Consider the following 22,300-nt stretch of genomic DNA (forward strand, 5'->3'; position numbering starts at 1 on the left):
ATTTGAAATAAAGGAGGGATTCCTACCCCATGGTAACTAAACAGAAAATCTTAATCGTCGATGACGATGAAAATATTGCAGAGCTGATCTCCCTCTATCTTTTGAAAGAATGCTTCGACACGATGATGGTACATGACGGCGAGGAGGCGTTAGCTGCATTTGACAACTATTCGCCAAATCTTGTACTGCTTGACTTAATGCTGCCGGGCATTGACGGTTATCAGGTCTGCCGCGAGATTCGGGCAAAATCAGATACTCCGATCATCATGCTCTCCGCAAAGGGAGAAGTCTTTGATAAAGTACTTGGTCTCGAACTTGGTGCAGATGACTACATGATCAAGCCTTTTGATTCCAAAGAGCTTGTCGCAAGAGTCAAAGCAGTGCTCCGCCGCTACCAGGCACCTAGACAGGAAACTGCTGCCGCAGAGAAAGGCAAATGCGTTTCCTACCCTGGCATTGAGATCAACTTGACGAACTACTCTGTCGTCTGTGACGGAAAAGTAGTCGAAATGCCTCCAAAGGAACTGGAACTGCTTTATTTCCTCGCATCCTCACCAAATCAAGTATTTACAAGAGAACAGCTCCTCGACCAAATCTGGGGCTACGAATACATCGGAGATACAAGAACTGTCGATGTGCACATCAAGCGTCTGCGCGAAAAAATCAAGGACCATCCGACATGGTGTCTCGGCACCGTGTGGGGTATCGGGTACAAGTTTGAGGTGAAATAGTATGCGCAGCACTTTATACTTAAAATTTATCAGCATTTATCTGATCTTCGGATTTCTCTGCCTGTTCACAGTCGCCACACTCACCCATGAGCTGACGATCTCCGAGCTGGAAGAAGATACTTCTGATACCCTTTATAAAGAAGCCACCCTGCTCGCCAATGATTACCTGACCGGATATTTTACAGACGATCTGACACTTTCCGACATTCACACGCAGTTAAATGGGATGTCGACCTATCTGCATGCATCAACATGGTTCATTGACCGTACTGGACAGGTGATTCTATCTGCGGGAGCAGATGAAATGCCGGTTCCGCCATCCGAAATCCCAGACTTTGATCCTGCGGAAAATGGCAGTTCCAAATATCTGCTCGGAACTTACCATGATCTTTTTGATAAAAAAGTCATCACAGTGATTGCACCGGTCACACAAGGCTTTACGACGAAGGGATATCTGCTGCTGCACAAACCTTACGAAGATCTCGAACAGCAGACTTCTTCTTTATTGCGAAATGTCTATATTACCATTGTTGTCATCTACATTTTATCTTTCTGCATACTGCTGGCATTCCACTTTTTCATTTACCAGCCGCTGCGGAAGATCACAGAGGCTGCCACCCAGTATGCCTCCGGCAATCTGACTTATGAGATCCCGGTGCGGACAGAAGACGAGATGGGCTATCTGTCTGCCTCTCTCAACTATATGGCAGCACAGCTCAAAGATATGGAAGACTATCAGAAGAAGTTCATCGCCAATGTCTCCCACGACTTCCGCTCTCCGCTCACATCCATCAAAGGATATGTGGAAGCGATTGTCGATGGAACAATCCCACAAGAACTTCAGGGAAAATATTTGAACATCATACTGTTTGAGACCGAGCGCCTGACGGATCTGACAAAAGATCTTCTGACATTAAATGAATTTGACACGAAAGATCTTCTTCTTGACAAGACCAACTTCAATCTGCACGACACGATCAAACACACTGCCGCTTCTTTTGAAGGAACTTGTACCTCCAAGAAAATTTCAATTGAACTGCTCTTTGACCCGCGCATCCAGAATGTCTTTGCCGACCGCGGTAAGATTCAGCAAGTCTTATACAACTTGCTGGACAACGCGATCAAATTTAGTAATCCGGACTCTTCCATCGTACTCGAGACGACCGAACGCAATGGAAAAGTGTTCGTCTCCGTCAAAGACTCCGGAATCGGGATTCCCAAAAAAAGTCTCACAAAAGTGTGGGAGCGTTTCTATAAGAGCGACCTCTCCCGTGGAAAAGACAAGAAAGGAACCGGGCTCGGACTTGCAATCGTCAAGGAAATCATTCAGGCACATGGAGAAAATATCAACGTTATCAGCACCGAAGGAGTCGGCACAGAATTTATTTTCTCACTCACAAAAAGCAGTGAAAATTAGTTTCTTCCTTACACGAAAAGAAACGATACAAAAAAAGAGAAACACATTTCCTCCACTGAAATGTCGTTTCTCTTTTTTGATGATTTGTATTAGTATCTGCATTGATTACAGCTTTATCTGCTTTTGAATTTCATATTCCTTTCCTCACTAATACAAAATACGGCTGATATTTTTATCTTCCATATTATCTTTTGTCACCCACACATATCCTGTATCAACAACTGCCTCATTTCCTTGATTCGCGATGGAACGCGCACAGGCAATCACAGTCGCATATCCCATACCATACGGATTCTGAACAACAAGACCTTCCAGTTCTCCATTCTCCAGCGCCTCCATCTGTTTCTCTCCTCCGTCGAATCCGATTATCTTGAGATTCTTGGCAGCCTCTGCCTGCTTAGTATCTTTTGACTGCTTCATCTCATTGACAATCGACAGTATTTTCTGTGTCGCATCCACATTGGTTGTAAAACAGCCCGTCACATCCGGGTGTTGCTCCAGAATATACTGGATTGCCTGCTCATCAGTAAAGTCTTCCTTCTGCGCTGCCTTCTCATCTTCTGGATTGATTTTCGCTTCCTGGTTCTTCTTCTCTGCCAAAAGTCCTTTCACGTCTTCCAGATTATCTAGATAGACAACTTCCGCAATCTCAACTTCCGGATAATCTTTTGCGAGTGTATCCGCAAAACCACTCTGACGCTCTCTCGCAGTAGTAGACTTAGAATCGTGGACAAATACGAGTACCTTTCCCTTGTTATCTAATGCCGTAGCCAGATTCACTGCCGCAGTCTGTGCTGCTTCTGTATTATTGGTAGCGCAGAGTGACTGCAGTCCCTGGTAATCACTTCCGGAATCAAAGGCAACAATTGGAATTCCATTCTCTGTAGCAAGATCAAACTGCACCGAACAAGCATTGGAGTCAATGATCGCAATCCCAACTGCATTTGGATAGCGGGCCAGTTCTTCATCTAAAATATTAATCTGCTCGTCCACGCTCTCACTCTCGCTCGGACCACTGTAATTTAACTTAATCTTATCTTCCCCTTTGTAACCCAGTGCACTGTTCAATTCCGATACTGCTTGCTTGGCGCCTTTTTCTACCATCTTCCAATATTCGGTTCCGGCTTCCTTCCCGATCAGGGAAATGTATGTTCCCGGTTCCAGGGTAAGACCGTCCACATTGCTGTATGCCTGCGGAGAAATAATATTTAAATTGCCCTGTCCTTCTTTCTCTTTCGGCTCCTCTTTTTCTGTATCTGCCTGTGTCTGTGTATCTTGCTTCTCTTCCTCTGCTTCCTTCCCACAAGAAGAAAATAGAAGCATTGCACTCATCAGACATGCCAGCCCTATGATGCTCTTCCTTCTTCTCTGCATTTTTTACACACTCCATTTTTTCATTCTGAACGTATATTTCAAAGCCTATGTCACACACTTGTAAATATACGTAAAATCTTCGGGCACCGGCAATGACTTCTCACAATTTTAAAAGAAAAAATCAACTTCCGTCCGCCCTCTAGGTTATTACCTATCTACTATACACTAAATTACAAAAAATAGAAGAAATTTTTTCTTAAATTTTTATAAGGTTTTATACAGTGTTCACAATTTGTATACTGTATGCAATTTAGTACAATCCAACCTATTGACTTTTCTTATAGCAAATTGATATAATCTAAGTGAATTATTTAACAAACATTTTACAAACTACTAACTTTTTTACAACGATTTAGGAGGAAATATAATGGAAAAAAACTGGAACTCTAGTTGGGACGGATTCAAGCCAGGACGTTGGAACCGTACATCAGTAAACGTACGTGACTTCATTCAGTCAAACTACACACCATATGAGGGGGACGATTCTTTCTTAGCAGGTCCTACAGAAGCTACAAAGACTCTTTGGGCTCAGGTAATGGATCTTTCAAAGCAGGAACGCGAAGCAGGCGGAGTTCTTGACATGGATACAAAAATTGTATCAAGCATCACTTCCCATGCAGCAGGTTACTTAAACAAAGACTTAGAACAGATCGTTGGTTTCCAGACAGATAAACCATTCAAACGCTCTTTACAACCTTACGGTGGTATCCGTATGGCTCAGAACGCCTGCCATGAAAATGGATATGAAGTTGACCCTGAAATCGTAAAAATCTTTACAGAATACAGAAAAACACACAATCAGGGTGTATTTGATGCCTACACACCAGAGATGAGAGCAGCAAGAAAATCTGGTATCATCACAGGACTTCCGGATGCATACGGACGTGGACGTATCATCGGTGACTACCGCCGTGTTGCTTTATACGGAACAGACTGGCTGATCGCAGACAAGAAAGAACAGCTTGCTACTTCTTTAGTGAGAATGACAGGAGATAACATCCGTCTTCGTGAAGAATTATCTGAGCAGATCCGCGCACTTGGCGAATTAGCAAAATTAGGAGAAATCTACGGATACGATATTACAAAACCAGCTTCCAATGCAAAAGAAGCTATCCAGTGGTTATACTTTGGATACCTTGCAGCTGTTAAAGAACAAAACGGTGCAGCAATGAGTCTTGGACGTACTTCTACATTCCTTGATATCTATATCCAGCGTGACTTAGAAAGAGGACTGATCACAGAGGAACAGGCTCAGGAATACATTGACCACTTCATCATGAAGCTTCGTCTTGTAAAATTTGCACGTACACCAGAATACAATGCATTATTCTCCGGTGACCCGACATGGGTAACAGAGTCTATCGGTGGTGTTGGTGTTGACGGACGTCCGCTCGTAACAAAGACATCTTTCCGTTACCTTCACACATTAGACAACCTTGGAACAGCTCCAGAACCGAACTTAACAGTTCTCTGGTCTACTCGTCTTCCAAAAGCATTTAAAGAATACTGTGCGAAGATGTCTATCAAATCATCTTCTATCCAGTATGAAAACGATGATTTAATGCGTCCGACTCACGGAGATGACTACGCAATCGCATGCTGTGTATCTTCTATGAGAATCGGTAAGGAAATGCAGTTCTTCGGAGCTCGTGCAAACCTTGCAAAATGTTTATTATACGCAATCAACGGTGGTGTGGATGAGAAATCCAAAGTACAGGTAGGACCAAAATACCGTCCGGTAGAAGGTGAATACCTTGACTACAATGATGTTATGGCTAAATTCGACGACATGATGGAATGGCTTGCTGAATTATATGTAAACACATTAAATATCATCCACTACATGCATGACAAATATTGCTACGAAAAAATCCAGATGGCTCTTCATGACCGTGAAGTAAAACGTTACTTTGCAACAGGTATCGCAGGACTTTCTGTTGTAGCTGACTCTTTAAGTGCAATCAAATATGCAAAAGTAAAACCGATCAGAGACGAAGATGGATTAGTAGTAGACTACGAAGTAGAGGGAGATTTCCCGAAATACGGTAACAACGATGATGATGTAGATGAGATCGCAGTAACTGTTGTACGTTCTTTCATGGATAAGATCAGAAAACATCACACATACCGTCACGGTGTTCCTACAACTTCTATCCTTACTATCACATCTAACGTTGTATATGGTAAGAAGACAGGTAACACACCAGACGGAAGAAAGCTTGGAGAACCTTTAGCACCAGGAGCAAACCCAATGCACGGACGTGATTCTCACGGAGCATTAGCTTCCCTTGCATCTGTAGCTAAGATTCCATTCAGACATGCTCAGGACGGAATTTCCAACACATTCTCTATCATTCCGGGAGCACTTGGAAAAGAAGATAAGATTTTTGCAGGTGACCTTGACCTTGACAGAATCGAAGAATGTGGAAACCAGGCTTGCAACATTCCAAACATCATGGACAGCATCGACAACGAATAATCTGTCCGACAATACAAAAATCAGATAAAGAAAAACCAAAATCAAGGAGGATAACACTATGGCAGTAAATCAGCAGCAGGTAGATAACTTAGTAAATATGTTAGACGGATACGTAGAACAGGGTGGACACCACTTAAATGTAAACGTATTTACAAGAGAAACATTATTAGACGCTCAGAAACACCCAGAAAACTACCCACAGTTAACTGTTCGTGTTTCAGGATACGCTGTAAACTTTATCAAACTTACAAAAGAACAGCAGGACGACGTTATTTCCCGTACATTCCACGAAGGAATGTAATGTAACGGCAGAGAGAGCCGTCTGATGACATATCGTCTATGTCATCAGACGTTCTGTTCTCCGTATCGAATTGCAATAATGACTTCAAGGGGCTGCCGCCAAAATGGTTTCTGATCTTTCCATTCTGCGACAGCCTTTTTTCATACCGAACTTTATCATACTGAAAGGCAGGTGTCTTTTATGACAAAAGGATATATACATTCGATTGAAAGCTGTGGAACCGTAGATGGCCCGGGACTGCGCTACGTAATCTTTCTTCAGGGCTGCCCGATGCGCTGTCTGTACTGTCACAATCCAGATACATGGGAGCCAAACATCGGAGAACAACAAAGTGTAGAGGAAGTACTTGAAGGCTTCTACTCTAATCTCCCATTTTACCGCCATGGCGGTGTGACTGTGACAGGCGGTGAACCAATGATGCAGATGGATTTTCTGATCGAGCTCTTTACAAAGCTGAAGAAAGATCATATCCACACCTGTATCGATACTTCTGGGATTATGTTTCAGCCATCCAATGCAGTATTTATGGAAAAGCTGGAAAAGCTCCTTCAGGTCACAGACCTGATCATGCTTGACATCAAACATATCAACGGAGAAGAACACAAGAAACTGACTGCACACTCCAATGAGCGTATCCTGGCATTTGCACGCTATCTCGATGAGCAAAACATTCCGATCTGGGTACGCCATGTGATTGTTCCCGGCATCACTTTCTATCAAGAATATCTGGAACAACTTGGCACATTTCTCGGAACACTGAACAATGTCAAAGCGCTTGATATTCTTCCTTACCACTCTATGGGAAAGGCAAAATATGATAACCTTCATATGGATTATCCGTTAAAGGATACTCCAGAACCAAGTAAAGAAGATGCAGAGGCTGCCAAACGTGTTGTTCTCGCTGCATATAAGCATGAAAAGCAGCGTCTGAACAAACTGTCGGAAGAACTTTAAGACAAATTGTTCCGGTCCCTGTTCTGTTGTCTTCTAGTCTTTTTGTGCTCTGATTGAAACTCTTTTTCTTTGTATTAAATTCAGAGCACAAAATAGACTTGTATATTTGGCTCATTTGTATTAAAATAAACACAAATAGGCAGAGTTCATTCTGCCACAGAAAAGGAGGATACATACTATGGCACACGTAATTAGCGATGAATGTGTAAGCTGTGGAGCTTGCGAAGCTGAATGTCCAGTTGGAGCAATCTCTCAGGGAGCAGATCACTACGAAATCAATGCTGATGCTTGCGTAGACTGTGGAGCTTGTGCTGCACAATGTCCAACAGGAGCTATCTCTGCTGAATAATTCAGATATGGCTGCCTGGCAGCCAACATAGCCCAGTAAGTATATAGGCAAAAAGTGGGACGGATCAGATGTAATGTCTGATCCGTCCCCTTTTTTGCAGCATAAACTTGTCCTAAAAAATCATGTTATACTCCATCTTTTGTTCACTTCATGCTATCCTTCCAGCAATTTTCTCAACTTTCCAACCGGTGATATCTTCACACTCTCGCGTCTGATCTGCTGCTGCTGTCTGATCAGGCTGTCCAGCTTGCGGTAATGTTCTTCTTCTTTCTGCTCTTTCAGATGAAACAACGTTTCCATCTCGCCAAGTACATTCTTTGTAACTGTATGACTGACTTCCTGCGCAAGCTTCGTATTATTCTCCACGATAACTTTCTGAAGTGCCTCCCCGATAAAGCTCTGAACTTGCAAAAACTTGTCCGTATCCACCACTTCCGGCTGTGCCTTGACAAGCTGTCCTTCTGTCTGACTCATTCTGCTGTTCTCCCTTTCCTCCATCTCTGCCAGCTTTTTCTTCTTCTGTTCCCGCGCTTTCTTTAATTCTGGTATGACGGTCTTTAACTCTCTCAACTGCATGCTCTGCTCTTTGAGATCCTTAATGCAGTGAAATAAACGGATGTCATCTTCTGTATAGTAACGGTGCCCCATCTCTGTCCTGCCGATCGGAAGGTCAAGTTCTTCCTCCCAGTATCTCAGCACATGTGCCTCCACCCCGACTCTCTTTGCAGCTTCTGAAATCATATAGTGAACTTCGCCCATAAAAATAACCTCCAATATGTAATAACCTATAAAGATTATAACATATTGAAGGTCTGTTCTTTTGCTCTTTCCATCGCAAGTTTCGCCATTATTCCTGCTTTCTCGTCGCATTGGCAAACTTCGTATAATTTGGAAGCCATGCAAGATTCACAGTTCCGATCGGACCGTTTCTCTGTTTCGCAATGATGATCTCTGCAATGTTCTTCATATCTGTATCTTTGTTATAATAATCATCACGGTAAATAAACATCACCACGTCGGCATCCTGCTCGATTGCACCAGATTCTCGAAGGTCTGACATCATCGGACGATGATCCGGCCTCTGCTCTACGGCACGGCTCAGCTGAGAAAGTGCAATAACCGGTACATTCAGCTCTCTGGCAAGTCCTTTCAATGATCTGGAAATATCCGAGATCTCCTGCTGTCTGGATTCTGCACGTCCGCCTACACGTCCGGTCATCAACTGCAAATAGTCGATGATGATCAGGTCTAACCCTTGCTCCAACTTAAACTTTCTGCACTTAGAGCGGAGTTCTGAAATAGAGATTCCCGGCGTATCATCAATGATCATCTTAGACTTTCCAATCACTCCAGCTCCTTCAATCAGCTTCTCCCAATCGGAATCCTTCAGATTACCGGTACGGAGCAGCTGTGCATCTACCTGAGACTCCAAAGAAAACAGACGGTTCACCAACTGTTCCTTGGACATCTCAAGACTGAAGATTGCCACCGTCTTATTGCTGCGAAATGCCACATGCTGTGCGATATTAAGCACGAACGCTGTCTTTCCCATAGACGGTCTCGCTGCCACGAGGATCAGATCAGACGGCTGCAGGCCGGATGTTTTATAATCAAGATCAATGAACCCTGTCGGAATTCCGGTGACAGTTCCCTTCGTCTTGGAAGACTTCTCGATCTTATCTAACGCATTTAACACGACCTGCTTGATCGGAACATAGTCTCCGGTATTTCTCTTCTGTACAAGCTCAAATACTCTCTTCTCCGTCGTCTCAAGCACCGCCTCCAGCGAATCCCGACCGAGATAACACATGTTCTCAATCTCCTCATTCAGCTTGATCAGTTTCCGCAGCATCGATTTTTCCATGACGATCTCTGCATAATATTTTACATTCGCAGAAGTCGGAACCGCTGTCAGAAGATCTCTTGCAAATTCAAGGCTGGTGATTTCCGGCGGAACATCCTTTTCTTTCAGACGCTCCTGAAGGGTGATCAGATCGACCGGCTTCCCTTCATTGAAAAGTTCCACCATAGCCTCAAACAGAATGCCATATGCCGTCTGGTAAAAATCCTCCCGGCTGACGATTTCTGCCGCTGTCATGATCGCATCCTTGTCCATCAGCATTGCGCCGACAACGGATTGCTCCGCCTCGAGGCTGTGCGGAAGGACTCTCTTGATCAATGCCTCTTCCATGCGTTCCACCTACGCTTCTGTGACAACGACTTTCAGATCTGCTGTCACCTTTGTGTGAAGTTTCACCTGAACGATATGTGTTCCCAATGTCTTGATTGCTTCTTTTAACTGAATTTTCTTCTTGTCAATATCATATCCCATTTGCTCTTTGACTGCATGTGCCACTTCTTTGGAAGAAACAGATCCGAAAGTTCTGCCGCCTTCTCCAACTTTGATCTGCAGTGTCACCTTTCCTGCTGCAATCTTCTCTGCGAGTGCTTTGGCAGCCTCTAACTGCTCCTGCGCAATCTTTTCTTCGTTCGCTTTCTGAAGCTTCAGGTCATTTAAATTCTTTCCAGTTGCTTCGAGACCTAATTTCTTCGGCAAGATAAAGTTTCTTGCGTACCCGTCATTGACGTTTACGATCTCTCCCTTTTTCCCAAGTGCCTTTACATCTTCTAATAAAATTACTTTCATTATATATCTCCTCCTTCTATCATCTCGTCCAGTGTGCCTTTGATCATCCCAATGACTTCCTCGACTTCCATATCGGAAAACTGTGCTCCTGCTACGTTGATATGGCCGCCTCCGCCGAGACGTTCTGCGATTACCTGAACATTTACCTCATCAATGGCACGGGCGCTCAAATACACCTTCCCATTGTATGCTGTCAATACAAACGATGCACGGATCCCCGCAATGTTGAGCAGCTCATTCGCTGCCTGGGCTCCGACGATCGTCGGACTTTCAATTCCTTTGCCCGGACACTCCGCAATAGCAAATTCACCTCTGTATACCTCTGCTCTGCGCACCGTCTCCGCCTTTGCACGATACGAATCCATATCATCTCGGAACATCTTTCTCACCCGGGTGATATCTGCACCACAGCGCCTTAAAAATGCTGCCGCCTCAAAGGTTCTCACACCAGTTCTGCTCACAAAGTTATTTGTATCGATCATGATTCCCGCATACATACAGTCTGCTTCCACCGCCTTGATCCGGATATCATCCGCAATGTACTGCAGCACTTCTGCGACCATCTCACAGGTGGAAGATGCATACGGTTCAATATAAGATAATACTGCATTATCAATGCTGTTGCTTCCCTGCCGGTGATGATCGAGCACGACGATCGTCTTTGTCATGCCAAGCAGTTCCTCACACTCTGTCAGTTCCGGCTTATTTGTGTCGACTACAACAACCATCGTATTTTCCGTTACCACATCCTCCACCTGAGAGGAAGTAAGAAACAGATCTTCATCGTATGCCGCATTATCCCGGATACGCTCATACAGCGGTCTGACAGAACTTGTGATATCGTTGATCACGATATGTACTTTCTTCTCCATAATTGTAGCTGCACGATAAATACCGATTGCCGCTCCAAAAGAATCTACATCCCCGATCTTATGTCCCATGACAATGACTTTGTCCTTCGCGGCAATAAACTCCCGCAGAGCCTCTGCCTTGACTCGCGCCTTCACACGCGTATTCTTTGCCACCTGTTCGCGCTTTCCGCCAAAATACGTAATATTGTTCGCATCCTTTACAACCGCCTGGTCACCCCCTCTTGCAAGTGCAAGATCGATTGCCACCCGGGCATAGTTGTAACTCTGTGCATAAGTATCGGTACTCATCCCAAGACCGATACTGAGTGTCGCCGGCATCTCATTTCCAATGCTAATGCCCTTGACCTCCTCTAACAATGCAAACTTATCTTCTTTCAACTGTTGGAAATACTTTTTCTTAATCACGATAAAGTATTTATCCTTCTCCATTTTCTTGACGATCCCGTCAATCTTTGCAATATACTGATTAATCTTCCGGTCGATCAACGCTACCAGAAGTGACTGTCTGACTTCTTCAACACTCTCGATGACTTCATCAAAGTTATCAATGTAGATCAGACCTGCTACCATCTTCTGTGCATCATTTTCGCGAATGTACTTATTCAGTTCTGTGACATCCTTCAGGTAGATTGCAATAAAGTATTCCTTCTCCTTGGGAAGCTGCAAAAGTTCCTCTGTCTCACTAAATCCTTCCACAGATACTTTGTGCATAGCTACTGAATATTCCTTCTCCTTGTAAATAACATTCAGCTGCACCTGCTCAGATTCCGCTTTTGGAAATACGCCCCGGTTCAGTTCCGGAATGACCTTATTAATATACTTCTCTGCCTTGTCGCCCTGCCCTGTCACTACTTTGAAACTGTCATTCATCCATATAATCTGCCCATCATCCATCAGAAGTGCATACGGAATGGAAAGTTCCTTCAGCAGTGTATTCTGAACAACACCATACTGTGCTGCGAACTGTACCAGGTCTGCCATGATCAGCGACTTACTGTACATATAGAGCACACCTACTCCGATTCCATACACTGTCACAATGATTGCCATCATGATTCCTGCCTGACTGCTCGTAAAAAAGATCCAGATGGTCATCGCTACGAGCAGGATCAGCATAAAGATCGGCCACTGCATGTAAAAGCGGAGCTGTCCTTTTAATCGAATATCCTTCTTCATATTTTAACCCTCAATAGAACTAAAGTTACCGTTAAATTATACCACTTTTCCCCCCGATATGGAAGTACCAATCCTTGGACAGACAATCTGCTTCCTAAAATGCTCGAACCAAAAAAAAGAGAGAATCCAATCCCTCTGTAACCAGAGCTTGTCTTCTCTCTTTCTCTCTATGAGATTCTCATATCTTTTTATGCTTCATATCCGTTTGGATTGTTTGACTGCCATCTCCATGAGTCTTCGCACATCTCATCGAGTCCTCTCTCAGCTTCCCATCCAAGTTCTTCTTTTGCTTTTGCAGGGTCTGCGTAGCAAGTTGCAATATCTCCGGCTCTACGCGGTTTGATCTCATATTTAATCTCTTTTCCGCATGCTTTGCTGAATGCTTTTACCATATCCAGAACAGAATATCCATTTCCTGTTCCAAGGTTGTAGATGCATACACCGGCTTTCTCTTCAATCTTCTTCAATGCTTTCACATGACCAAGTGCAAGGTCTACGACATGGATATAGTCGCGCACACCTGTTCCGTCATGTGTATCATAGTCATCTCCGAATACTCCGAGACACTCTAACTTCCCAACTGCCACCTGTGTAATATAAGGCATTAAGTTGTTCGGGATTCCTTTCGGGTTCTCTCCGATTGTTCCGCTCTTATGTGCTCCTACCGGATTAAAGTAACGGAGTAATACGACATTCCATTCCGGATCTGCTGTATGTAAATCTGTGAGGATCTGCTCTAACATTGACTTCGACCAGCCGTATGGGTTTGTACACTGTCCTTTCGGGCATTCTTCTGTGATCGGTACAAATGCCGGATCTCCATATACTGTTGCAGAAGAACTGAAGATAATGTTCTTCACTCCCGCATTTCTCATTGCATCGCAGAGTACCAGTGTTCCTGCAATGTTGTTGTCATAATACTCTAATGGTTTTACAACAGATTCTCCAACTGCTTTTAATCCTGCGAAATGAATGACTGCATCGATATCTTCTTTCTCAAATATATTCTTTAACGCCTCTGCATCGCGGATATCTGCCTCATAAAATGGGATTGGTTTTCCGACGATCTTCTCAACACGTTTTAAAGATTCCTTGCTGGAATTACATAAGTTATCTAATACAACAACGTCATATCCTGCATTCACTAATTCGATGCATGTATGGCTTCCGATATATCCGGCTCCGCCTGTTACTAAAATTGCCATGTTCGTATCCTCCTGTTTTTTACGATTTGTAGGGTAACATGAGAAATCTCTCTCTTCTTCTATTATAATACCGTACTGCGGGCAGTACAACTATTTTTTATATTTTTTGTTTTAAAACATTTTTTCTGTTTTAAACTTATTTCTCACAAATTCTTTCAAATCTTATCTACGGATTTCCCACACACTCTCAAGAAACATTCTTACTTAAACGTTATATTTCCTGATGATCTCCTGCATGATATCCCATTTTGCTTCCATATCTTCCACAAGCTTAAACTGTGTACGGCAGCGGTCAAGATTGTGATGTTCTCTGTGGATCTTAAAGTAATGATCTCCTTCAAGATAATCTGTTAAGAAACGCATACCACATTCAAATGTCATAACCTTTGCTCCCATTGGCATCAGCTCGATCTCTTTCTTTGTAAGTTTTCCGCCACATCCTTCGATGTATCCTTTTGCATACAGATCAAATAATTCCATATCGCAGGACACTTTGCTCAGATCGATTTCATCTTCTGCCCCTGTACTTGCTCCAAAACGGATAGAATCCCCAAAGTCATTCATTGCAAGTCCCGGCATAACTGTATCAAGGTCGATCACACAGATTCCTTTTCCCGTCTTATCGTCGATCATAATGTTATTTAATTTTGTATCATTGTGTGTCACACGAAGCGGAAGTTCTCCTGCCGCAAGCATATCTCCAAATACGTTAGCTACATCTTCATGTGCCAGAACAAAATCAATCTCTTTCTGAACAGAAGCTGCACGTCCACACACATCTGCTTCCACTGCTTTTTTGAACACTTCAAAACGTGCCTTTGTATCATGGAATCCTTTGATCGTCTCGTGAAGAGTCTCTGCCGGATAGTCTGCAAGCAATCTCTGGAAGTTACCGAAAGATACTGCGCTCTGATAGAAATCATCTGGTTTTTCTACCTGGTCATAGCTGGTAGCTCCATCGATGAATTTGTAGCATCTCCAGTAGTCCCCTTGAGAATCCACATAGTACGGTCTGTTTGCAACTGTGCGAATGATATTTAATGTCTCTCTCTCCGGATCTCCACCGTTTTCAATGATCTTCTTACGAAGGTAAGAAGTAACACCGAGTACGTTCTCCATCAATTCTTCCGGCTGTGTAAAGATTTCTTTGTTCATGCGCTGTAAGATTACACGCAGAAGTCCCATACCGGAGATATCGAATGTCAGAAGGAATGTATCATTGATATGTCCACTTCCATATGGACGCTCATCGATCAGAACCCCTTCAAATCTAAAATTTGCAATTGCTTCGTCTTTTTGTCTGTTTGATACCATTCCCATGATCTTACTCTTCTCCCCACAATTTTTCCGGATATAATCCATTTTCTTTCATCTGTTTGATCGCAGCTACTACGACTGGCTTATCTTCTTTATAAGTTACTCCATACCATTTATCTGCAGATGTCAGTACGGATACAGTTGCGCGGTCTTCTTCCAGCAGATTGCTGACAACTGTCGGAAGGAAGTATTCACATTTCAGAGGGTTCGTCTTTAATCCTTCCTCTAAGAAAGAAGCAAATCCATTTTTGATCTCCTGCAGAATGCTTGCTGTGAATCCCCACATATTCATAGACACAATGCTTCCCTTCGGAAGATCTGTCCAGGTTGCTCCCTCATCTTCTGTATAGGCAGCACCGTCACCTTTTTTCTCGATTCTTGTCCGCTCTTCTACTTTTACAAGCTCGCCTGCCTCATTTGTCGTACATACCCCGCGGGCTACATGTCCGTTCTCTGTCAATGTATTTTCCAGCTGATATCCGACCATTGTATAACGGAACTTGTCATCGTCCTCATGAGTAGAAAGGAAGTCATAGATTTTCTGGAAGGCATCTCTTCCATAGTAGTCATCTGCATTGATTACCGCAAATGGTCCGTCCACTTCATCGATACAGCTTAATACGGCATGTGCAGTTCCCCAAGGTTTCACACGTCCTTCCGGCACTTCAAATCCTTCCGGAATGTTGTGAAGATCCTGGAATACATAAGCAACATCCATCACTTCTTCCATGCGTTTTCCGACTGCTTCTTTAAAATCTGCCTCATTTTCTTTTTTGATGATAAATACGACTTTCTCAAATCCTGCTCTCTTTGCATCGAAGATAGAGAAATCCATAATAATATGTCCCTGCTCATCTACTGGGTCAATCTGTTTTAATCCGCCGTAACGACTTCCCATTCCGGCTGCCATAATTACTAATACTGGTTTTTTCATTTTGAACTACCTCCTGTTCATCTATCACTTCTGTTTTGTATTATCTACTATTCTACCTGATGTTTTTTAAAAAATCTTTAGTCAATTTCTTTCTATGTTTGCACAATCGTCTCCTTTCAAGGTCTATGCCTTTCTTTCCTTTTATATAATCTTCTTACATTAATATAACTCATATTTTAAAAAAAAGGAATGCAGTTCCTCCAAAAAAAATATGCCGGAATCCGTTCTTAGATTCCAGCATATTCTCTTCTATTTGTATCTGTGGTTATATACGAACAAAAGTGTCAGAAGTCCGATCAATCCGATGACCTCCATCGCAAGTCCGGATACAGAAATATGTCTCTGACCAACGATGATCATAGCAAGGAAAATAACAAATGCAACACACATGATAATATTTCTTACTGTACTACTATTCATTGCCAGTCCCTCCTAACCTTTCAGTCCGCCGAGAGTCATACCCTCTGTCAGACGTTTCTGTACCATGATGTATAAGATCAATGTCGGCAGCATAACAATCACAAGTCCGGCATACATAATACCGTAGTTGGTAGCTGTCTTTTCCACTGCCATCAGATTTTTCAGTCCCATCGCCAGCGTATCATTTCCATCCAGCAATGTATAGGCAATGATATACTCATTCCAGAATGACAAGAAGTTAAATAAAATCACTGTGATGATACTTGGTTTTGCCATAGGCACCATGATCTTTGTCATCGTCTTAAAGTATCCGCATCCGTCAATATATGCCGCTTCCTCAAATCCTTTCGGCAATGTTCGGAAATATCCGCTCAAAAGATACACTGTAAATGGCAGTGCACTCGATGCATAGACAAGCGCCAGGATAAACCTGTTATTCAGGAAGAAATCTACCCCGAGCAATTTATTTGCATCACTGAGCATCAGGAAGATCGGTACTACAATGTAACTGATGTTGACGAAAAGTCCTGCCATAAATGCAATGTTCAGAATCTTTTTCCCTCTGAAGTTAAATCTTGACAGTGCATAAGATGCCGGAAGTGCAAGAAGTAACAGGAGGATCAATGCTGTTGCAGTAACGATCACAGAATTTAAGAAAAACGTTCCCATGTTCGCATCGCGGAATGCCACAACAAAGTTCTGTACAAAAAATTCTTTCGGAAGTGCCCACGGACTTACATCTCCCCCGATAAACTCTGAGTTCTTCTTCAAACTTGCCATGAATACCCATGCTACCGGAATAATGATAGAAATTGCCAGTGCAAGAAGAGCTACATAGATGAACAGCTTATAAATATAACTGCTTGGTTTTTTATGTTTATTAATTTTTTCCATATCTGCTCTCCTTTCCTAAAATTCATAAACTTCTCTGTCTGTGATCTTATTTACAATTCCTGCCAGAATAAATGAGAACAGGAAGATCACAACACCGATCGCCATACCATATCCATAAGAACCGTTTGTGTATGCCTGCTTATACATATAGTTCAGCGCCACTTCTGTATTTCCATTCGGTCCTCCATTTGTCATAATTTGGACAAACAGGAAGCTTAAGTTGATCGTACTGATGATGTAGAATGTCAATGTAGTACGAATATTGCTCCAGATCAGAGGGAATGTAATCTTGAAAAACATCTGGATCTCTGTCGCTCCATCCAGAGATGCCGCCTCATAATAATCCGGTGGAATCGCTGCCATACTTGCCATATACATTACCATGTAGTATCCAATTGCCTGCCAGATCAGCGCAAAGATTACAGAATAGATCACAATATTCGGCTCTGCCATCCACTGACGTGCCAGTCCATCAAGATGAATCGCTTTCAGGAATGTATTGAGAAGACCTGTACTGGGGTTATAAATAGCTCCAAAGATACCCGCAATAACAACGATGGATAAAATATTCGGAATGTAAAAAATAACACGGAAAAAGTTCTTTCCCTTAAAAGTTCCTCTGTTTAACAATGCTGCAAATAATACAGCAAGAATGATCGTACAGATCATTACTAACACAATAATCAATATTGTATTCTGCATTGCCTGAAGGAAATTCTTATCCCCCAGCAGTGTTTTAAAGTTCTCCAGTCCTATGAATGTCTGTTTGTTCGTAATTCCTCCCATGCGGTATAAGGACATCCGAAATACATTGATTGTAGGAATGAAAATAAAGAGAACCATCAAGATTACTGCCGGTGCCAGACATGCAAAGACAAATCTTCTTTCTGATCGTTTTCTGTTCATAAGCTTATCTTTCTCCTTAAAAAACGGTGAGCCCTGATAACTCACCGTTCTGATTAACTATAACTTATCTGGATAATTATTCTACGTTTTCTAATAATTTCTCCCATGCATCTACCAGTTGTTTCTGGTACTGATCTGCTGTCATCTCTCCTGTATTCAGAGCATCGATCGCACCATAAACTGTTGCTTTCATATCAAATCCATCAATTGGTTTTGTTGTAGCCCATGTACCTGCAACTGCTTCGTATCCGTCAGAAGATGCCAGTGTATAAGTATCTTTGATTGTTCCATCTTCCAGCTTGTCTGATGCGCCAAGAACCGGTGATACGATTGGAGCTGCTGATTCTTCATTTGTCTCTTTGTTCACTACTTTGTTGTTGAGCATTAAATCAACAACTGTATCAGAGTACATGAATTTTACAAATTCTTTTGCAAGATCCATATTTTCTGCATCTGCAGGAATCCACATCTGCTCTGTGAATGTGTAGATGTAGTTATCTTCATCTGCATTGAACTTCGGAGGTGCCATCATTCCCCAGTTGAATCCTTCCGGAGTAGAGTTTGCCATCTCCCCGATTACCCAGTTACCATTTGGCATAAATAATGCTTTTCCGTCGATCACGTTCTGCTGATTGATCTTGAATCCACCGTCTGAGTTTGCATTTGCAACTGTATCTGCCTGGATATAATCTGGTGAAGCAAGTTTTGCGATTGTATCAACAACTTTCTTTCCTTCTTCAGATGTCCATGTCTTTTCATCGTAGTTTACAGCTTTGTTGTAGAAATCAATTCCACCTGCCTGTGCTAACATCTGATACATTGTTGCGTCGAAGTATCCTGATTGTGGATATGTAAATAAAGAAATTCCGTCAGCTTTTGCTTTGTCTCCAAGTGCAAAGAACTCGTCCCATGTTGTCGGAAGGTCGTATTTCTTATTTGCTCCTTCAAATAAGTCTTTGTTATACCATAATCCTGTTGGTGTATAAATGATCGGAGCAAGGTAAACTTTTCCGTCACCGTATGGCTGTGCCGCAGCATTCTCTGTAATACCACCTACTAATTTACCTTTTAACTCATCATCAAATACGTCTGAGATGTCAGCGATTGCTTTTTCTTTTAACATGGTCTCTACGAATCCGCTCTCCTGACCTAAATTGTAATATACAACATCTGGAACATTTCCGTTCTTAAAGTCTTTCTGCAAATCTTTATCAAGCTCAGAAGAAAGGTGTAATTCTACGTCTACATCTTTGTGTTCTTCCTCAAATGCTTTTTCGATATTTTTCCAGATCTCAGCTCCATTTCCACCTTCAAATGCAGCAAATTTCAGGACTGTCTTTCCATCTTCTTTCTTGCCTTCTGCTTTTTCCTCTTTACTTCCGCATCCTGCAAGCATAGTAGCAGCCATTGCAACTGTAAGTAAAAGCGCTGTTACTTTTTTCATTTTCATAACCGAACTCCTCCTTTTGTTTATTTCGTTCACTTTATACACTATATTCTACACTACATCCGTCATTTTTTCTATATTAATGTTGTTCTCATTTTTATGTATATTGCTCTCAAAGCTAAAAATATGAAATTAATAAAAAACTCTTCCTTGCTTTTCTTTTTCCCAGTGTTTATGATTGTATCAAAAGCTGCCTGCATTGGTAACCGAAAAATATGTAATAATATGAAAGGAAAAAATGATGAAACAACCAAACATTTTACTTCTTATGTGTGACCAGTTTCGTGGAGACTGCCTTTCCTATGCCGGACATCCGGACGTCAAGACACCTTACCTTGACACGCTCGCTTCTGATGGTGCCTTTTTTGACCGCGCCTATTCCTCCTGTCCAAGCTGTATCCCTGCAAGAGCTGCGCTTTTTACCGGGAAAAGTCAAGAGCACCACGGACGTGTCGGATATGAGGATGGTATTGACTGGAACTACGATCACATGCTCGCAGAAGAGTTCAGTACACACGGATACCAGACACAGTGTGTTGGAAAGATGCATGTACATCCGGTGAGAAAACATTGCGGGTTCCAAGGACTGCGTCTGCACGATGGCTATCTTGGATATTACCGGGATGCCTCCATTACGCATTTTCAGCATCAGACGGTGACTGATGACTATCTTTATGATTTAAAAAATGCTCTCGGATCCCATGCGGATTTCAATGCCAGCGGACCGGAATGCAACTCCTGGGTGACCCACCCGTGGATCTATGAAGAACGGCTGCATCCGACAAACTGGGTGACGGAAGAAAGTATCCGCTTCTTAGAAACACGTGATCGCACCAGACCATTTTTCCTGATGAGCTCCTATGTCCGTCCGCACCAGCCTTTTGATGCGCCGGCATCCTACTTCGATCTGTACAAAGACAAAGAACTTAGGGCACCTGCCTGCGGCGACTGGGATGACACCGCAAGTACCGAACAGTTCGGATATAGGAAAGACTCTATCTACGGCTGCAACGATGCCGAACAGCAACACAATGCAATGGCGGGATACTATGCCTGCATCACACATGTCGACCACCAGATCGGACGGCTTCTCTCTGCACTGATGGAAAGCGGAGAATATGACAACACTGTGATTCTCTTCTTGTCCGATCACGGGGAACTACTCTTTGATCATCACCTGTACCGAAAAGTATTTGCCTACGAAGGAAGCACACATATCCCACTTCTGTTCCACGTCGGCAAAAATGTATGCCCTTCCAAACCGATTCGCAGCAATACGATCACAGAACTGCGCGATATCCTTCCAACACTCCTCGATTTTGCAGGTATCCCGGTTCCAGAGGGTGTGGACGGCTTCTCTCTGATGCCAGAGATTGTCGGAAAGCCGAAAGAAGAGCAAAACAACCGCGAGTATCTGCACGGAGAACACAGCTTCCACTCCGGTCTGTCCAGTCATTTTATCGTGACGGAGACTGATAAATATATTTGGTACAGCGAGAAAAATACTGAACAGTACTTTGATCTGAGAAAAGATCCGCGGGAAGAACACAATGCAATCGCCGATGAAGCATATCAGGCTCGGATCGCCTATCTTCGCGCTCTTCTGATTCAAGAACTCGATGGCCGCGAAGAGGGGTACAGCGACGGAGTCTCACTCCAAAGCGGCTGTACACCGGTCGCAAATTTATCTCATATTCTATAAGAATTCAGCTGGAAATCTTGATTTCCAGCTGTGTTCTGCTACTTTTAAAAAATAATCACAGAGTCTTTCAAAGTGTCTGTGCGATCCGGAACAATGTCGGATATGCCTCCATCAGAAATTCTCTGTGACCACACCACTCTTCTGTGAGATAGGTTCCATTCTGTCTCTTGCAGCCACCGCGGCAGATTTTCCAGAATGGACATGTCTCACAGATTTTTTTTATCTGTCTTTCTTCCTGAATAAAGTTTTTCATCGCTTCACTATATAAAAGTTCCTGAAGTGTCTGATCTTGCAGATTTCCGCAGCAATACTGATCCAACACATAAAAATCACACGGATATACACTGCCGTCTGCCTCCACCACAAGCTGCGCTGTACAGAATCCAAGCATTCCACACTGTTGCGGAGGGCGATCAGACAACATCAACAGCAAATTATCAAACAGAGTCACACTCATGTAATCTCCATGCACATAATCATCCAGCCAGAGCCGATAGAACCGCTTATAAAATTCGGCGTACTGTTCTGGCTTTAGTTCCTGATCATTTCCAGTCACTGCACTCTGTTGCTGTTCTGGAAATTCTCCAAGACACGGAATACACTGCACATAAGAAAATCCCTGATCTTTCAAGAAATGATAATATGCTTCCGGATGCGCCGCAAGCCGTGGTGTCAGTACAGTAAGAATATTATATGCCACTTCATATTGTTCCAGCAGCCGGATTCCCTGCATGATCTGCGCATACATTCCCTTTCCCTCTTGATCTACCCGAAAACGGTTTGTGTTAGACTCATACCCATCCAACGAAACACCCACGAGAAAGTCTTCTTCTCGAAAGAACCGTGCCCACGACTCATCCATCTGCGTACCATTTGTCTGAATGGCATATCGTACTGTGCGTGCCCCCTTTTTTTCACGGACATACTCTGTAAATTGTCTATAATACTCCAGCCCGGCAAGGGTGGGCTCCCCACCTTGAAATGCGAATGTAATCTGTGCATCTTCCTCCGTTTCTGCAATGGCACGGTCAATCAATTTCCGCATGATTTCCGGCTTCATTTTCCCACTGCATGGACGTTCTCTCCTATTACTGATGTCCTCATAGAAGCAGTACGGACACTTCAAATTGCATAGGGATGATGCAGGTTTTACTAAAAATGAAAGATAGTTCATA

General features: G+C 43.0%; 20 protein-coding genes. 7 read left to right on the plus strand and 13 right to left on the minus strand.

Features of this window, described 5'->3' with window-relative positions; translation table 11 throughout:
* Window positions 1–29 precede the first annotated feature (29 nt).
* Complete coding sequence (locus ACGG81_RS12850; RefSeq protein WP_390108700.1) at window positions 30–731, plus strand: response regulator; 702 nt, start codon at window positions 30–32, stop codon at window positions 729–731.
* Window position 732: 1 nt separating this feature from the next.
* Window positions 733–2,148 carry a sensor histidine kinase gene (locus ACGG81_RS12855; RefSeq protein ID WP_009263385.1) on the plus strand — a complete coding sequence of 472 codons (1,416 nt, stop codon included), beginning with the start codon at window positions 733–735 and terminating at the stop codon, window positions 2,146–2,148.
* Between the two features lie 147 nt (window positions 2,149–2,295).
* Here the strand turns inward: ACGG81_RS12855 and ACGG81_RS12860 are convergent, their stop codons facing one another.
* Window positions 2,296–3,522 (minus strand): substrate-binding domain-containing protein, encoded by a 1,227-nt coding sequence (locus ACGG81_RS12860; RefSeq protein WP_390108703.1) that lies wholly within the window; start codon window positions 3,520–3,522, stop codon window positions 2,296–2,298.
* Window positions 3,523–3,889: 367 nt separating this feature from the next.
* Between ACGG81_RS12860 and pflB the strand changes: the two genes are divergently transcribed.
* From pflB to ACGG81_RS12880, 4 genes are all read left to right on the plus strand, one after another.
* Window positions 3,890–6,001 (plus strand): formate C-acetyltransferase, encoded by a 2,112-nt coding sequence (pflB, locus tag ACGG81_RS12865; RefSeq protein ID WP_120090951.1) that lies wholly within the window; start codon window positions 3,890–3,892, stop codon window positions 5,999–6,001.
* Between the two features lie 40 nt (window positions 6,002–6,041).
* Entirely contained in the window at window positions 6,042–6,302 is a 261-nt protein-coding gene (grcA3, locus tag ACGG81_RS12870; RefSeq protein ID WP_270196201.1) for an autonomous glycyl radical cofactor GrcA3, read from the plus strand.
* A 180-nt stretch (window positions 6,303–6,482) separates the two neighbouring features.
* A complete protein-coding gene (pflA, locus tag ACGG81_RS12875) occupies window positions 6,483–7,256 on the plus strand; it encodes a pyruvate formate-lyase-activating protein (RefSeq protein ID WP_008977109.1) in 774 nt (257 codons plus the stop codon).
* Between the two features lie 169 nt (window positions 7,257–7,425).
* Complete coding sequence (locus tag ACGG81_RS12880; RefSeq protein WP_330572380.1) at window positions 7,426–7,605, plus strand: 4Fe-4S binding protein; 180 nt, start codon at window positions 7,426–7,428, stop codon at window positions 7,603–7,605.
* A 153-nt stretch (window positions 7,606–7,758) separates the two neighbouring features.
* Here ACGG81_RS12880 and ACGG81_RS12885 read toward each other — a convergent pair whose 3' ends face one another.
* The 11 genes from ACGG81_RS12885 to ACGG81_RS12935 form a co-directional block, all read right to left on the minus strand.
* A complete protein-coding gene (locus ACGG81_RS12885) occupies window positions 7,759–8,364 on the minus strand; it encodes a helix-turn-helix domain-containing protein (protein WP_009263387.1) in 606 nt (201 codons plus the stop codon).
* Between the two features lie 88 nt (window positions 8,365–8,452).
* Window positions 8,453–9,796: a replicative DNA helicase gene (gene dnaB, locus ACGG81_RS12890; protein ID WP_008977113.1), complete on the minus strand. Its 1,344-nt coding sequence runs from the start codon at window positions 9,794–9,796 to the stop codon at window positions 8,453–8,455.
* Between the two features lie 9 nt (window positions 9,797–9,805).
* Window positions 9,806–10,252, minus strand: coding sequence for a 50S ribosomal protein L9 (gene rplI / locus ACGG81_RS12895; protein WP_008977114.1), 447 nt, complete (start codon window positions 10,250–10,252; stop codon window positions 9,806–9,808).
* Entirely contained in the window at window positions 10,252–12,300 is a 2,049-nt protein-coding gene (locus tag ACGG81_RS12900; RefSeq protein ID WP_008977115.1) for a DHH family phosphoesterase, read from the minus strand. Before ACGG81_RS12900 ends, rplI begins: the two co-directional genes overlap by 1 nt.
* A gap of 188 nt (window positions 12,301–12,488) precedes the next feature.
* The gene (galE, locus tag ACGG81_RS12905) at window positions 12,489–13,505 is read right to left on the minus strand and encodes a UDP-glucose 4-epimerase GalE (protein ID WP_008977116.1); all 1,017 of its coding nucleotides are present in this window, start codon (window positions 13,503–13,505) and stop codon (window positions 12,489–12,491) included.
* Window positions 13,506–13,709: 204 nt separating this feature from the next.
* Complete coding sequence (locus ACGG81_RS12910; RefSeq protein ID WP_008977117.1) at window positions 13,710–14,825, minus strand: phosphotransferase enzyme family protein; 1,116 nt, start codon at window positions 14,823–14,825, stop codon at window positions 13,710–13,712.
* 4 nt (window positions 14,826–14,829) lie between these two features.
* On the minus strand, window positions 14,830–15,756 hold the full coding sequence (locus ACGG81_RS12915; RefSeq protein WP_008977118.1) for an NDP-sugar synthase: 927 nt from the start codon (window positions 15,754–15,756) through the stop codon (window positions 14,830–14,832).
* 249 nt (window positions 15,757–16,005) lie between these two features.
* Window positions 16,006–16,176, minus strand: coding sequence for a DUF6903 family protein (locus tag ACGG81_RS12920; RefSeq protein ID WP_008977119.1), 171 nt, complete (start codon window positions 16,174–16,176; stop codon window positions 16,006–16,008).
* Window positions 16,177–16,188: 12 nt separating this feature from the next.
* Window positions 16,189–17,070 (minus strand): carbohydrate ABC transporter permease, encoded by an 882-nt coding sequence (locus ACGG81_RS12925; RefSeq protein ID WP_390108709.1) that lies wholly within the window; start codon window positions 17,068–17,070, stop codon window positions 16,189–16,191.
* 15 nt (window positions 17,071–17,085) lie between these two features.
* Window positions 17,086–17,976, minus strand: coding sequence for a carbohydrate ABC transporter permease (locus tag ACGG81_RS12930; RefSeq protein WP_008977121.1), 891 nt, complete (start codon window positions 17,974–17,976; stop codon window positions 17,086–17,088).
* A 76-nt stretch (window positions 17,977–18,052) separates the two neighbouring features.
* Window positions 18,053–19,426, minus strand: coding sequence for a carbohydrate ABC transporter substrate-binding protein (locus ACGG81_RS12935; protein ID WP_117578431.1), 1,374 nt, complete (start codon window positions 19,424–19,426; stop codon window positions 18,053–18,055).
* Window positions 19,427–19,664: 238 nt separating this feature from the next.
* Between ACGG81_RS12935 and ACGG81_RS12940 the strand changes: the two genes are divergently transcribed.
* Window positions 19,665–21,125 carry an arylsulfatase gene (locus ACGG81_RS12940; RefSeq protein ID WP_390108713.1) on the plus strand — a complete coding sequence of 487 codons (1,461 nt, stop codon included), beginning with the start codon at window positions 19,665–19,667 and terminating at the stop codon, window positions 21,123–21,125.
* A 67-nt stretch (window positions 21,126–21,192) separates the two neighbouring features.
* Here the strand turns inward: ACGG81_RS12940 and ACGG81_RS12945 are convergent, their stop codons facing one another.
* Window positions 21,193–22,299: a radical SAM/SPASM domain-containing protein gene (locus tag ACGG81_RS12945; RefSeq protein WP_270457510.1), complete on the minus strand. Its 1,107-nt coding sequence runs from the start codon at window positions 22,297–22,299 to the stop codon at window positions 21,193–21,195.
* Window position 22,300: the final 1 nt, after the last annotated feature.

The sequence above is a fragment of the Faecalimonas umbilicata genome, assembly GCF_042846195.1.
In the GTDB taxonomy this organism is placed as follows: Bacteria; Bacillota; Clostridia; order Lachnospirales; family Lachnospiraceae; genus Faecalimonas; species Faecalimonas umbilicata.